The 13,069-nt window shown below is 63.5% G+C and carries 13 protein-coding genes and 1 pseudogene; 9 read left to right on the top strand and 5 right to left on the bottom strand.

Features of this window, described 5'->3' with window-relative positions; all coding sequences use genetic code 11:
* Positions 1-10 precede the first annotated feature (10 nt).
* Positions 11-1,171, bottom strand: a complete 1,161-nt coding sequence (locus G5V57_RS16020; protein ID WP_165168610.1) for an ELM1/GtrOC1 family putative glycosyltransferase — start codon at positions 1,169-1,171, stop codon at positions 11-13.
* Entirely contained in the window at positions 1,119-2,033 is a 915-nt protein-coding gene (locus G5V57_RS16015; protein WP_165168609.1) for a hypothetical protein, read from the bottom strand. Before G5V57_RS16015 ends, G5V57_RS16020 begins: the two co-directional genes overlap by 53 nt.
* 923 nt (positions 2,034-2,956) lie before the next feature.
* Between G5V57_RS16015 and G5V57_RS16010 the strand changes: the two genes are divergently transcribed.
* From G5V57_RS16010 to nadC, 4 genes are read left to right on the top strand one after another with little or no spacing between them, the layout of a single operon-like run.
* Positions 2,957-3,898, top strand: a complete 942-nt coding sequence (locus G5V57_RS16010) for a hypothetical protein (RefSeq protein ID WP_165168608.1) — start codon at positions 2,957-2,959, stop codon at positions 3,896-3,898.
* Between the two features lie 58 nt (positions 3,899-3,956).
* Positions 3,957-4,937, top strand: coding sequence for a quinolinate synthase NadA (nadA, locus tag G5V57_RS16005; RefSeq protein WP_165168607.1), 981 nt, complete (start codon positions 3,957-3,959; stop codon positions 4,935-4,937).
* On the top strand, positions 4,934-6,430 hold the full coding sequence (locus tag G5V57_RS16000) for an L-aspartate oxidase (protein ID WP_165168606.1): 1,497 nt from the start codon (positions 4,934-4,936) through the stop codon (positions 6,428-6,430). The genes nadA and G5V57_RS16000 overlap by 4 nt, the downstream gene beginning before the upstream one ends.
* Positions 6,427-7,269 (top strand): carboxylating nicotinate-nucleotide diphosphorylase, encoded by an 843-nt coding sequence (nadC, locus tag G5V57_RS15995; protein ID WP_165168605.1) that lies wholly within the window; start codon positions 6,427-6,429, stop codon positions 7,267-7,269. Before G5V57_RS16000 ends, nadC begins: the two co-directional genes overlap by 4 nt.
* On the opposite strand, the gene G5V57_RS15990 is transcribed toward nadC, so the two are convergent.
* Both G5V57_RS15990 and G5V57_RS34855 read right to left on the bottom strand, forming a co-directional pair.
* On the bottom strand, positions 7,266-8,090 hold the full coding sequence (locus G5V57_RS15990) for a hypothetical protein (protein ID WP_165168604.1): 825 nt from the start codon (positions 8,088-8,090) through the stop codon (positions 7,266-7,268). The genes nadC and G5V57_RS15990 overlap by 4 nt on opposite strands.
* 65 nt (positions 8,091-8,155) lie before the next feature.
* Complete coding sequence (locus tag G5V57_RS34855; protein WP_256378673.1) at positions 8,156-8,287, bottom strand: hypothetical protein; 132 nt, start codon at positions 8,285-8,287, stop codon at positions 8,156-8,158.
* A gap of 169 nt (positions 8,288-8,456) precedes the next feature.
* On the opposite strand from G5V57_RS34855, the pseudogene G5V57_RS15985 reads away from it, so the two are divergent.
* A pseudogene (locus G5V57_RS15985) lies at positions 8,457-8,597 on the top strand (nicotinate-nucleotide diphosphorylase (carboxylating)); the annotation flags it as partial.
* Positions 8,598-8,605: 8 nt separating this feature from the next.
* Here G5V57_RS15985 and G5V57_RS15980 read toward each other — a convergent pair.
* Entirely contained in the window at positions 8,606-9,070 is a 465-nt protein-coding gene (locus G5V57_RS15980) for an Lrp/AsnC family transcriptional regulator (protein ID WP_165168603.1), read from the bottom strand.
* A gap of 113 nt (positions 9,071-9,183) precedes the next feature.
* Here G5V57_RS15980 and G5V57_RS15975 point away from each other — a divergent pair, with 113 nt between their 5' ends.
* From G5V57_RS15975 to G5V57_RS15960, 4 genes are all read left to right on the top strand, one after another.
* Entirely contained in the window at positions 9,184-9,732 is a 549-nt protein-coding gene (locus tag G5V57_RS15975; protein WP_165168602.1) for an alpha/beta hydrolase, read from the top strand.
* An 18-nt stretch (positions 9,733-9,750) separates the two neighbouring features.
* Positions 9,751-10,908, top strand: coding sequence for a M20 aminoacylase family protein (locus tag G5V57_RS15970; RefSeq protein ID WP_165168601.1), 1,158 nt, complete (start codon positions 9,751-9,753; stop codon positions 10,906-10,908).
* 318 nt (positions 10,909-11,226) lie between these two features.
* On the top strand, positions 11,227-12,033 hold the full coding sequence (locus G5V57_RS15965; RefSeq protein ID WP_206530311.1) for an SDR family oxidoreductase: 807 nt from the start codon (positions 11,227-11,229) through the stop codon (positions 12,031-12,033).
* Entirely contained in the window at positions 12,017-12,982 is a 966-nt protein-coding gene (locus G5V57_RS15960; protein ID WP_165168598.1) for a 3-hydroxyacyl-CoA dehydrogenase, read from the top strand. Before G5V57_RS15965 ends, G5V57_RS15960 begins: the two co-directional genes overlap by 17 nt.
* Positions 12,983-13,069: the final 87 nt, after the last annotated feature.

Raw genomic sequence — 13,069 nt, 5'->3', positions numbered from 1 at the left:
TTAGCGGACATCAGACGGGGCTGTTCCGACCGCCTCGATTTATGAATACACGACCTAAAACAGGAGAGCCTTGATCCGGGGCAGCACGGTCTCGAGCTCCGCCTCGCGGGCAACATAGCGCGTTTCCGTCCGCGCCTCGCCGAACCAGCCGAGACGGCCCTCGGTAACAAGGCGCGCGAACAATCGCGGCCGGTCGGCGCGGACTTCGATCAGTCCGACATCGAACAGCCCTTTCGCCGGCCTCAGCCAGAGGGGGACAGGGGGCCTCGCTCCATACGCGCGGGAAGAGCCATTCGACGACGCGATCCTTGAGCGTCAACTTGCGCGGGAGGCGATAGACCGACACATTCTTCTGCGTCGCCAGCGCATCCGCGACCATGGAGACGCTGTCGCTGGTCACGACGATCTCATCGGCGAGCGCCAGAAAGCGGCGATAGGGATTGTCCTCACCCTTGCGCCAGAGATGAACGATGTGCGGTGCCGGAATGGCGCGGGCCAGCGCCGATCCGGCCGCCTCGCCGGTGCGCGGGCTCGTCACCACGAGCAAGGTCCCGCCCGTTCTTTGCGCATGCGCCAGGAGATCGCGCGCCAATGCCGCAGCCGCTTCGCCATCGAGACGCTCAGGTGCTGCCGTTCCACCGACCAGGACCGTGGTGACCGGCCGCGCGGGCGCTTCCAAGGCGTGCGCTTCCGCTTGCTCCGGTGGAGGTGAAGCATCGGCCACCAGCGGGAGAGAAAGCTCGACGACATCCGGCGCCCGCGGCAGCCGGTATTGCGCGGTGGTCAATACGAGATCGAACCTCGCCGGATTGCCCGCCGGCCGCCCCAGGCAGATCACCTTGCAGCGGCCGCCGGATCGGCGTTTGAGGTCGAGTGCCAAGACACTGGTGCGCGCCTCGGCGCAGAGAACGAGATCGGGCCAGGGCGGCCCGATCGTATCGGAGTGGCTGCGGTCCAACAGCCAGGGCGCCAGATAAGGCACGTTGGGCGGACGGAAGACCAGGCGCTTGACGATGCTCGGCCAGCCGAGGGCATCCGCCAGCTTTTCCATCTGCTGGCGGTCGCCCATCCGGCTGTGCGTCAGGATCCAGACCGTCGGCGCGCTCACCGCCTTGCGGTCAGGCTGCGAAGAGCGGCTGCTCGGCCAGCGTGCGGGTGCGCGCCAGGACATCGCGCGCGTCATGGCGCACATGGTTGAGCTTCATCTGCTCGTCCAGCATGGCCTGGGTCACGATGCCCTTGTCGATGCATTCCTTGAGCAGCGCGAAGAACAGCCGCTCCTGGTTGCTGTCCGGGTGGCTGCGGTAGCTGCCGAGCAGCCCGTATTCGCCGAACAATGTGCGGCGCGTCCGGTGGATGATGTTCGACAGCTTGAAGGAGCCCGCCCGCTCGGCGGGACGGAAGTCGACCTTGAGTCCCGTCTTCCATGGCTGGGTGCGGCGATGCGTATTGTGAATCATGCGCGTCTCGCGCGTCAGCGTGTCGAAGTCGTTCCAGACGGGCTCGAGAACGCCGATCGACTCTTTGGGCTCGAGATGGAGATTGATCCAGTCGGAATAGTCGCGCTTGAAGGCGAACATTTCCTCGAAGCTCTTCTCGACCTGCCAGTGCGTGAGCTTGGCATTGTCGAGCAGCATGACGCTCGAGGCGAATTCCTTGGCGGTGCTGGCGCCGCGCTTGCGCGCCATGATCGAAGCACCCTTCATGTCCCGGTTGAGAAGCGGTGCTACGTCCGAAACGCAAAACACGTCCGGATCGACGACGACGGAGCGGCCCTGATAGCCCATCAGCTCGGGCGGCATGAAGCGCAGCACAGTAAAGGACTGCAGGTCGTCATTCACCCATTCGCGGGTGAGGCCGCCGCGCAGGTATTTGCGCCCTTCATGAGCATCCAGGAAGGGAAAATCCTTGGTGTGGATGAGCTTGACGTCGAACGCGTTCTTGTCGGCGGCGAAGCGCTCGAAGGAGTATTTGGAAACGAGCGCGCCGATGATCTGCTTCTCGTTCGTGTGAATGTAAATACAAGGTTTCATGTTCATTCCTATGGGATGCCGGATTTTAATGGCATAGCCCGGTGTCCGCAACCCTCCGCCAGCCCCTATACACCAGAGTACCTGCCGTCCGGACAAAGGGGCCAGCGGGCGCATTTCCCGCCCATTTCCACCGTCCCTCCTGCCACCCGACATGCCGGCCGACGCCCTCGACGCCTCCTCCCGCCGGGAGATCCCGGACAGAAATCGAGCAGCGCTTGCGCGGGGTACTGGAGCAATCAGCGCTTCGGCGAGCTTCTGATCGACGACATCAAGATCGGAACACGATCGCAAATTCTTCGAACTTCCTCCGATCATCCACCCCACGGTGACATTCGAGTCCATTTTCGCAACGTAAGTTTCTTGCACGCAACTTGTCGCACTGGAACCATTCTTTTGCCATTTCGTTGCCACCTGTATCGGGAACGCTGGGATTCCACATCTGGTGCCTCCGTCGAACTGAAGGGTGGTAGTGAATGGACAGGAGACTCGTTCTCAAAGGTATATTCGGCATCGCCGGCGCAGCCGCTGCTGCTGCATTCTTACCACAAGCCCAAGCGCAGGCGGGCATTCCACCCGTGGGCCCCGCCCCCGAGCCGAGCGTTCTGCCCGACCTCGAAGAACTGCAGGCCGCTCCCGAAGCCGCCCTCGAAGAGGGCGTCGAGCTCGCTTCGCACAGGAGCTATTACTATCGGCATGATTATTGGCGACGCCGCAGGCGGTACAGGCGCAGATGGCGCCGCCGCAGATGGCGCTATCATTGCCGGCGCTTTTGGCGGCATGGCCGCTGGCGCCGCCGGTGCCGCAGGCGGCCCTATTGGGACTGGTAGGCGCATAACATCGAGCGAGCCAGATAATCCCGGCTCGCTCTTATGTTTCGTTTTCCGGCGCCGTGCTATAGCCATTGATCATATGACACTGTTGAAATGACGATGGAAACCAAAGCACCGGCGCCGGCTTCGGCCTCACATGCGATCGCCGCCGATCTGATCGCGGTCCTGGTCGCGGTCATCGGCGAAGAGCCGAATATCATGACCATTCGCGAGGCGCGAGCCTTGCCGTCCGGCCCGTTCGAATCGAGCCACCGGTCGCTGCAGTCGGGCTTGCGGGAATGGGTCGAGCGGCAGACCGGCCATCCGATCGGCTATATGGAGCAGCTCTACACCTTCGCCGATCGCGACCGCGGCCTTGAAGACAGGCGCGCAATATCCATCAGCTATCTAGGACTCACACGCGAGGAAGGCCAAGGTGGTGCGCGCGATTCCCAATGGCGGAACTGGTATGACTATTTCCCCTGGGAGGATCATCGCAAAGGCACGCCTGAGCTCTTCGAGGCCGTGGTGGCGCCGCGCCTCTGCCGATGGTCCAAGGAAGCCCCGGACAAGGCGGCGCGCGCCGCCCGCTGGCAGCGCGCCGCCATAACTTTCGGCCTTGATGAGCACGCCTGGAACGAAGAGCTGGTGCTGCAGCGCTACGAGCTTCTCTATGAGGCCGGCCTCGTGAGCGAAGCGGGGCAAGGAGAGAAAGCCGTGCTGCCGGGCCGCGCCATGCACGCCGACCATCGCCGCATCCTCGCCACCGGCATTGCGCGCCTGCGCGCCAAGATCAAATACCGCCCGGTCGTCTTCGAGTTGATGCCGCCCGCTTTCTCGCTTCTGCAGCTGCAACGCAGCGTCGAGGCCCTGGCCGGCCGGCTTCTGCACAAGCAGAATTTCCGCCGCCTGATCGAGCAGCAGGAACTGGTCGAAGAGACCGGCCAGTCGAGCTTCGAAACCGGCGGCCGGCCGGCCAAATTGTTCCGTTTCCGCCAGGCGGTGCTGGCGGAGCGCGCCGCGGCCGGCACCAAATTGCCGCTGCTCAGGCCTTGACATTTCTTATACTCAGGATAAGTATAAGCCATAAATGCTCAGAGTGAGTATTATGGCAATGACCACAGTCCAGGCCTTGGAACGCACCGCGCATCTTCATGAGCGCGTCCGTCACTTCATCCCGGCGGTCGAATGGCCGGTCTTCGCGGAGGATATCGACGCCATCCTGGCGCTCAAGCGCCAGCGCCGGGCGGTGATCCTCGCGCATAATTACCAGACGCCGGAGATCTATCACTGCGTGGCCGACCTCGTCGGCGACAGCCTGGCACTCGCCCGCCTCGCCGTGGAGACGGAAGCCGAGGTGATCGTGCTCGCCGGCGTCCATTTCATGGCCGAGACGGCGAAGCTCCTCAATCCGCAGAAGACCGTGCTCATTCCCGATCTCAAGGCGGGATGCTCGCTCGCCGAATCGATCACAGCCGACGACGTGCGGGGCTTGCGCCGGCGCCACCCGGGCGTTCCCATCGTCACCTATGTGAACACGTCGGCCGCCGTCAAAGCCGAGTCCGATATCTGCTGCACCTCGGGCAATGCCCGCAAGGTGGTGGAAGCGCTCGGCGTGCCGCGCGTGATCATGCTTCCCGACGAATATCTGGCGCGCAATATCGCAGCGGAGACCGATGTCGAGATCATCACCTGGAACGGGCGCTGCGAGGTGCATGAGCGCTTCACCGCCGGCGATGTGCGGGAGTTGCGCGCGGCCCATCCAGGCGTCGTCGTGCTGGCGCATCCCGAATGCCCGCCCGACGTCGTGACGGAAGCGGATTTCTCGGGCTCCACCGCGGCGATGTCGGACTATGTCGGCACGCGCAAGCCCAAAAGCGTGGCGCTGCTGACCGAATGCTCGATGAGCGACAATATCGCCGTCAGCAATCCGGAGGTAGATTTCGTGCGCCCCTGCAATCTCTGTCCGCATATGAAGCGGATCACGCTCAAGAACATCCGTCAGGCGCTCGAAGAGAACCGGCATGAGGTGACGATCGATCCCCTGATCGCCGGGAGAGCGCGGCTGGCGGTCGAAAGGATGCTCGCCATATGAGCGCGGACCTCATCCATCTCTCAGGGCACCCGGTGATCATCGGCGGCGGCATCGCCGGGCTGATGACGGCGCTGACGCTGGCGCCAGAGCCTGTCCTGCTGCTTTCGAAAGCTCCGATCGGCTACGAGGCCGCGAGCGCCTGGGCGCAAGGCGGTCTCGCCGCGAGCCTCGGCGCGGATGACGACGTCGCGCTCCATGTCGCCGACACGCTCGCCGCCGGCGACGGCCTGTGCGATGCCGGCGTCGTCCAGGACCTGCTGTCGGCGGCGCCGCAGGCCATCGATACCCTCATCCGCTACGGCGCGCGCTTCGATCAGCATCTCGGCCTCGAGGCAGCCCATAGCCGCCGCCGTATCGTCCACTCCCAGGGCGACGGCAGCGGACGGGAAGTAATGCGGGCGCTTGCGCAGGCGGTGAAGCAGACACCCTCGATCACGCTCGCCGAAGGCATGGAGGCCCGCCGCCTCCTGACCGAGGACGGCATCATAAATGGAATCCTCGCGCAGTCCGAGACGGGCGTTGTGACGATCGCCACCGATCGGGTCGTCCTGGCGACCGGCGGTGTCGGTGGACTGTTCCTCGACAGCACCAATCCTGCCGGCAGCTGTGGCCAAGGCCTGGCGCTTGCGGCGCGCGCCGGGGCGAGGCTCGCCGATCTTGAATTCATTCAATTCCACCCGACGGCGCTCGACGTGCCGCTGCGGCCCATGCCGCTCATCAGCGAGGCGGTGCGCGGCGAAGGCGCGATCCTGATCGATGAGACGGGCGCACGGCTCGGCGGCGAACTCGAGCCGCGCGATGTCGTGGCGCGCGCCATCTGGAAACATCTCCAACAGGGCAGACGCGTCTTCCTCGATGCGCGCCAGTGCCTCGGCGCACGCTTCGCCGAACATTTCCCGGTGATCGCTGCCGCCTGCCGCGCCAATGGCATCGATCCCGCGACCGATCCGCTCCCGGTGCGGCCAGCCGCGCATTATCACATGGGCGGGATCGCGGTGGACCGCAGCGGCCGCAGTTCCGTCGCCGGGTTGTGGGCAGCGGGCGAAGTGGCCAGCACCGGCCTTCATGGCGCCAACCGCCTTGCGAGCAATTCACTCACTGAAGCGCTGATCACCGGCCTCAGAGTCGGTGAAGATCTTTCGGGCACTTCGCCTCGGCGCTTGCGCAAGCCCAGGATACAAGAGCTGCCGTGTTCCTCCGATCCGGCGGCGGTGCGTCCCATTCTGTCCCGATATCTTGGCGTCACGCGCGACGAGGCCGGATTGCACACCGCCATCGCGGCCCTGCGACCGCTCGCCGAAAGCCATAGGGAGGCGGCAGATCCAGCACTTGTCGGATTGATGATCGCCGAGGCGGCGCTCGCCCGTCAGGAAAGCCGCGGCGCCCATTACCGCACCGACTTCCCGCAAAAATCCACCATCGCCGCGCGGTCGTTCCTCACAAGCGAAGATGTTCTCGTGTCCTCGTCCTTTCCCCGCCAGGTAAAGTCATGACCATTCCCCTGCTCTTCGATGATCTCATCCGCGCCACTTTGCGCGAAGATCTGGGACTTGCCGGCGACATCACCACCGATGCCATCGTGCCGGAGACTCTCGCGGCAAGCGCCGCTCTCGTCGCGCGCAGGCCCGGCGTGGTGGCGGGGCTCGACGTGGCGGTCCAAACTTTCCGCCTGCTCGATCCGAACATGTCGGTGAAGATCGGGCATCGGGACGGCGCGAAAGTCGCGACCGGCGAGACCATCGCAACCTTCACCGGCAATGCCCGCGCTCTGCTCACCGCTGAACGCACCGCGCTCAATTTTCTCTGCCATCTGAGCGGCATCGCGACCGCGACGGCACATCTCTGCACCGCGATCGAAGGCCACAAAGCGCGTATCGTCTGCACCCGCAAGACGACACCGGGCCTGCGGGCGCTCGAAAAACATGCAGTGCGTTTGGGCGGCGGCGGCAATCACCGTTTCGGCCTCGATGACGCGGTGTTGATCAAGGACAATCACATCGCCATTGCCGGCGGGATCCGCCCGGCGGTGGATCGTGCGCGCAGGCACGCCGGCCATCTCACCAAGATCGAAGTCGAGGTCGACACGCTCGCGCAATTGGAAGAAGTCCTCGCCCTCGAGGTCGATGCAGTGCTGCTCGATAATATGACTCCCGCGACGCTCAGCGAGGCGGTGCGGATGATCGACGGCCGCTGCCTCGCCGAAGCCTCAGGGAACGTCACCCGCGAGACGGTCGCGGCCATCGCCGCATCCGGCGTCGATCTCATCTCGGTCGGCTGGCTGACCCACAGCGCCCCGGCGCTCGATATCGGACTCGATTTCCTCTCCGATTAGCGAAGTGGATTCCTGCCGAATGATTGTTCCATGAACTTTGCCAACTCTATGGCAGCCGCCTTTTCGGTTTTTGTTACTTTGCCGTCAACCGTCAAGACGATCTCAATCATTTCCCACAATCCATTCGGATCGGCCTCAGGCCTTTCGGAGAGGCGGTCAATGGCAGCTTCGGCATCTTCGCTCTCCGGACTTTGCGACTTGCACCATCGCCGCATCTCAGCAATCTCCTCCTGATCAAGCGGCATATCTAAGTCTTGCGCACGTAGCTCCGCATATTTCCCTAGAACGTCATGTTCAAAACGTCCCATCCGACCGTCAGCTCTTGAAGCGTAGACAAGTATGAGAAGCTCATCCGATATGGACTCGATCAATCGTCGCGATCTCGCACTGACTGCCGACAACGCAGGCGGGGCCGCAAGAAAGAAGCAAATGTCGATGTATCCCAGGCGCCCTTCGTAGAGGCTGTAGAACTCGACAGCTAAGGGAATATCGGGGAACTTCTCGGCAAGCCGACCAGAGGTATCCGCATCCAAATAGCCGAGATGTAGATTGACCGGCACCTTGCGACCAAGAAAGGTACTCTTCGCGATACCCCAACCAATGATCTTTACAGCATTCCGGTCATGTGGGTTATCTGGTTCTCGTTCTGCCAGAAGACCGTAGGGATTACCCTTTCTCGCGGCAGCAAATACTAGCTTGGCAAACTCGACAGCATTTCTTTTTCGATATTGCACGCCTACCACACGTTGCAGCTGCGTGACGCGGGACCATTTACCATCTGGCATGGTCGCGCCACCTTTGACCTTTCGGTAATTGCCCATTGCCGCTCGGATGCTTATCGCTCTAAGCCCGATAGTGCGGCATTACAACAACAACGTCAAACAGATCATTCCTGCCGAATATTGAAAACACGTGGCGGACTAACCGGATCGAGCAGGACTTTGTAGGCATCGTCGATATCGGCACGCACCACGTCTCCGGCACGCTGCTCATCACGGGCTTTCAGCGCGTCGATCATGGCGGTCGGACTGCGCATCGCCATCAGGCTGCGTCCGCTCTCCGAAAGCGAGACGGAAGCGATCGATCCCGCTCTTGTCGGCTGGTGATCGCGCAATCGTCGCTGGCACGTGAGGAGCGTCGCGGCGCTCACTATTGGACGACGCTCACCCTGGATGATATCTTCGCCGCGCCGCCAGACGGAAGCCTCGGGCGGTGTAACGCGCGAGACGGTCGCGGCCATCGCCGCATCCGGCGTCGATCTCATCTCGGTCGGCTGGCTGACCCACAGCGCCCCGGCGCTCGATATCGGACTCGATTGGCTGGCCTGACCGCCATCTCATCGGCCGTTCCGCGCCGCCTCCCGTAAAGCGCGTGTGATCGGCTTTGCTTTCTCGCTCCGCAACACGACACTGGTCGTCACCACGCCATAGCGCCCGAAAGCATCGACGATGCGCTCGAGATCACTCGGCGCCGGGACCAGCACACGCAGGAAAAAGCAGTTCTCGCCAGTCACGCGATGAACCTCCATCACTTCCGGCATGGCGGCGAATTTGTCGAGGCAGGCTTTGATATGCTCATGCGAGGTGCGCAGTCCGATGATGGCGGAGGTCGACAGCCCGAGGGCGCGCGGATTGATGCGTGCGCCATAGCCCTCGATGATGCCGCGCTCCTCCAGCCGCTTCACGCGCTCGGACACCGCCGGCTGCGACAGGCCGATGCGCCGCCCGAGCTCGGACAGAGGCAGACGGCCGTCTTCCTGCAAGGCGGCGAGAATGGCGTCGTCGGTCGCGTCGATATCCATTTGGTCTCTCACCTTGAAATCATCGGCAACTTCCCGCTTTAGCCGATGGCTTGCCATGTACATCCCGGCGAGCCCTGGTCAATCTGCCGCAAACAGCAAATGAAAGGAAGGACATGTTTCCCCTCATCACACTTCCCGGCATTAGCGGCTCCGGCCGGTCGCATTGGCAGACACTTTGGGAAGCGGCCGATCCGGCCATGATCCGCTTCCAGCCCTCGAGCTGGGATCGCCCTGATCTCGATGACTGGATATCTGCCCTCGACCGCGCGATCGGCGAAGCCGGCGCGCCGCCGGTACTGGTCGCGCACAGCCTCGCCTGCCTTCTGGTGATTCACTGGGCCGCGAGACGCGAGCCCTCGCGCATCAAGGGCGCCTTCCTTGTCTCCGTCCCCGATCCTGAAAGCCCCGTCTTTCCCAAGGTCGAGGCGCCTTCCTTTTATACCGCCGCTCCGGCAAAACGACTGCCTTTCGCCACGCTCATGATCGCCAGCAGCAACGATCCCTATGGCGGTGTCGACTATGCGCGCCGGAAGGCCGATAATTGGGGAGCGGGCTTCCTCATAGCCGGCGCTTTCGGTCACATGAATGGCGCCAGCGGGCTTGCGGACTGGCCGCAAGGACGGATGCTGCTCGAAGCGTTCAGCGCGGGCTTGCGGAACTGACGAAGAAGAGGACGATCAATGGCCGATAAGATTGACGATGTCGCTGACTGGCGCCGCGCGCTCCATCAAATGCCGGAGCCCGGCTTCGAGGAGATCAAGACGTCGCGTTTCGTCGCCACGAAGCTGCGCGATTTCGGCCTCGAGGTCCATGACGGCATCGGCGGCACGGGTGTCATCGGCGTGTTGCGGCAGGGCACGGGAAACCGCTGCATCGCGCTGCGCGCCGACATGGATGCGCTCAAGATCACCGAACGGACGGGATTGCCGCATGCCTCCCGCCATGACGGCGTGATGCATGCCTGCGGCCATGACGGCCACACTGCGATGCTGCTCGGCGCGGCGCGCGAACTGGCGCAGCGCAAGGATTTTTCGGGCAGCATCGTCTTCCTGTTCCAGCCCGCGGAGGAGCATGGCAAGGGCGCCCAGGCGATGATCGATGACGGCCTGCTCGAGCGGTTTCCGTTCGATGAGATCTATGGGCTGCATAATCTGCCCGGCACGCCGGTCGGGCGCTTCGCGACACGCGCCGGCCCTCTGATGGCCTGCGAGGACAATTTTGAGATCCGCCTCACCGGCAAGGGCGGTCATGCGGCGCGGCCCCATACCAGCAACGATCCCATCGTCATCGCCGCCCATCTGGTGCTGGCGCTGCAGGCGATCGTGTCGCGCCGGGCCGATCCCCTCGACAATGCGGTGGTGTCGGTCACCGAGATCCTGACCGACGGCATCCGCAATGTGCTGCCCGAGCGCGTGACGCTGCGCGGCGACACCAGGAGCTATCTGCCCGCGGTGCAGGCGATGATCGAGCGTGAAATGCGCAAGATCGCCGGCGGCATCGCCGACGCCTTCGGCGCCGAGGTCGACGTGGATTACAGCCACGAATTCTCCTCGACCGTCAATCATGCGGCGGAAACGGACCATGCGCTCGCCGCCGCCCAGGCGGCGCTCGGCGCCCAGAGCATCGAGCCCGAGCCCATGCCGATGATGGGATCGGAGGATTTCGGCCTCTTCCTCAAGCACCGGCCCGGCAATTTCGCCTTTCTCGGCAACGGCACGGAAGGCGCCCATGGCCTGCCGTTGCATAATGCGCGCTATGATTTCAACGACGCCGCGCTCGGGCCCGGCATCGCCTTCTGGACGACGCTGGCGCGGCAGCGGCTGCCTCTCACCGACTAGATCACGATGAGTTTGGATTGAGTCAATCCAAACTCATAAACGTGATCGATTCCCATATAATAGCGCGGGATTCTTGCGAAAAACCGGTGCCCACTTTTTCGCATCCCGCGCTAGGGGCTCACCAACCCCAGCAGCACCTGATAGGCATCATCGATATCGGCGCGCACCGCGTCGGCGACGCGATTTTCGTCGCGGGCTTTCAGCGCGTCGACCATAGCGGTCTTCGCAATCGGCGATATTGCGGGCGGCCCAGATGGCGGCCATTATTCCCCGCATTCTGGGCGGCGCGCCGCTGCTCACTACCTTGTGGGAGAAATGATGAGCAACAAAGCGCCCGACTCACCCGCCGGCTTCCTTTCCGGGCTGGCCGGCCAGCGCGTTCTGATCACGGCGGGCGCGTCGGGAATCGGCTTCGCCATCGCCGACATGCTTATCGCCCTCGGCGCCCGCGTCGCAATCTGTGACATAGCGGATGCCGCCATCGCCGAAGCGAAGAAGACTTTGCCGAAGCTCCTCGCCACCAAGGCTGACGTCGCCAGGGATGAAGATGTCGATCGGATGTTCGCCCTCCTGGCCAAGGAATGGGGCGGCCTTGACGCCCTCATCAACAATGCTGGAATAGCCGGGCCGACCGGCGGCGTCGATGAAATCTCGATCGCCGAGTGGCGGCGCTGCATCGATGTCTGTCTCACTGGACAATTCCTGTGCGCGCGGCTCGCCGTCCCGATGCTGAAGGCTTCGGGCGGCGGCTCGATCGTCAACATGTCGTCCGCCGCGGGCCGGCATGGCTATGCGTTCCGCACGCCTTACTCCTCGGCCAAATTCGCCGTTGTCGGCTTCACCCAAAGTCTCGCCAAGGAGCTCGGACCGCATGGCATCCGCGTCAATGCCATATTGCCCGGCATCGTCGAAGGCCCGCGCATCGACAAGGTGATCGGCGACCGCGCCCGTCAGCTCGGCATCAGCCACGCCGAGATGGAGAAGAACTATCTCGAGAAAGTATCGCTCCGGCGCATGGTGAGCCCCTATGACGTCGCCAGCATGGTGGCGTACCTGCTCTCCGATGCCGGCATCAATGTTTCAGGACAATCACTGGGAGTGGACGGTAATGTCGAAACCCTCTGAGCGGCCTCCGACCGCGGTCATCGGTTCGGGCTTCATCGGCAGGGCCTGGGCGATCAGCTTCGCGCGCGCCGGCTCGCAGGTGAGCCTGTGGGATCAGGCCGACGGCGCCGCCGGGAAGGCGCTCGATTACATCGCGGGCGTGCTCGAGGACCTGGCCCGGAATGATCTTCTCAATGGCGCTACGCCGACCGCCGTTCTCGCCCGCATCACGTCCGCGGCGACGCTCGAGGAGGCAGTGGCCGAAGCCCTTCATGTGCAGGAGAATACGCCGGAAGTGCTCGCCACCAAGATCAAGGTTTTCGAAGCGCTCGACCGGGCCGCCAGGCCCGATGCCGTGCTCGCGAGCTCGACCTCGGCGATCCTGCCGTCGCGCTTTACGGAAGGACTCAAAGGCCGGGCGCGCTGCCTCGTCGTCCATCCGATCAACCCGCCCTATCTCATTCCCGCCGCCGAAGTGGTGCCGGCGCCGTGGACATCGCCCGAGACGGTCGAGCGTACGCGGCAGTTCCTGCTGTCGGCCGGCCATGCGCCGCTCGTCATGAAGAAAGAGCTCGACGGCTTCATCATGAACCGCATGCAGGGCGCCCTTCTCGAAGAGGCCTTCCGCCTGGTGGCCGACGGCTATGCCAGTGTCGAGGATATCGATATTGGCATACGCGACGGTCTGGCGCTGCGCTGGTCGTTCATGGGCCCGTTCGAGACCATCGATCTCAACGCGCCGGGCGGGGTGCGCGATTATGCCGAACGCTATCAGGGTATCTACGAAAACCTGTTCCCGCAGATGCAGCGGCGTATCGACTGGACAGGCGCCGTGATGGATGTGATCGAGCCGGAACGCCGCAAGCTCACGCCCAGGCAAGAACTGCAAGAGCGCCAGGTCTGGCGCGATCGTCGGCTGATGGCCTTGGCCGCGCATAAGAAACGCGCCGCGAAGGATATCGGAAATTGACGAAAGAGACCCTGCTCCACCCATTCTCCGTCACCCCGACGAACGTCGGGGTCCATTGAATAGGCGCAATCTGGGCAAAGCCGCAGA

The sequence above is a fragment of the Nordella sp. HKS 07 genome, assembly GCF_011046735.1.
Taxonomy (GTDB): Bacteria; Pseudomonadota; Alphaproteobacteria; order Rhizobiales; family Aestuariivirgaceae; genus Taklimakanibacter.
Note: the sequence above shows the minus strand (reverse complement) of the source record. Positions and strands in the feature narration are given on the sequence as shown.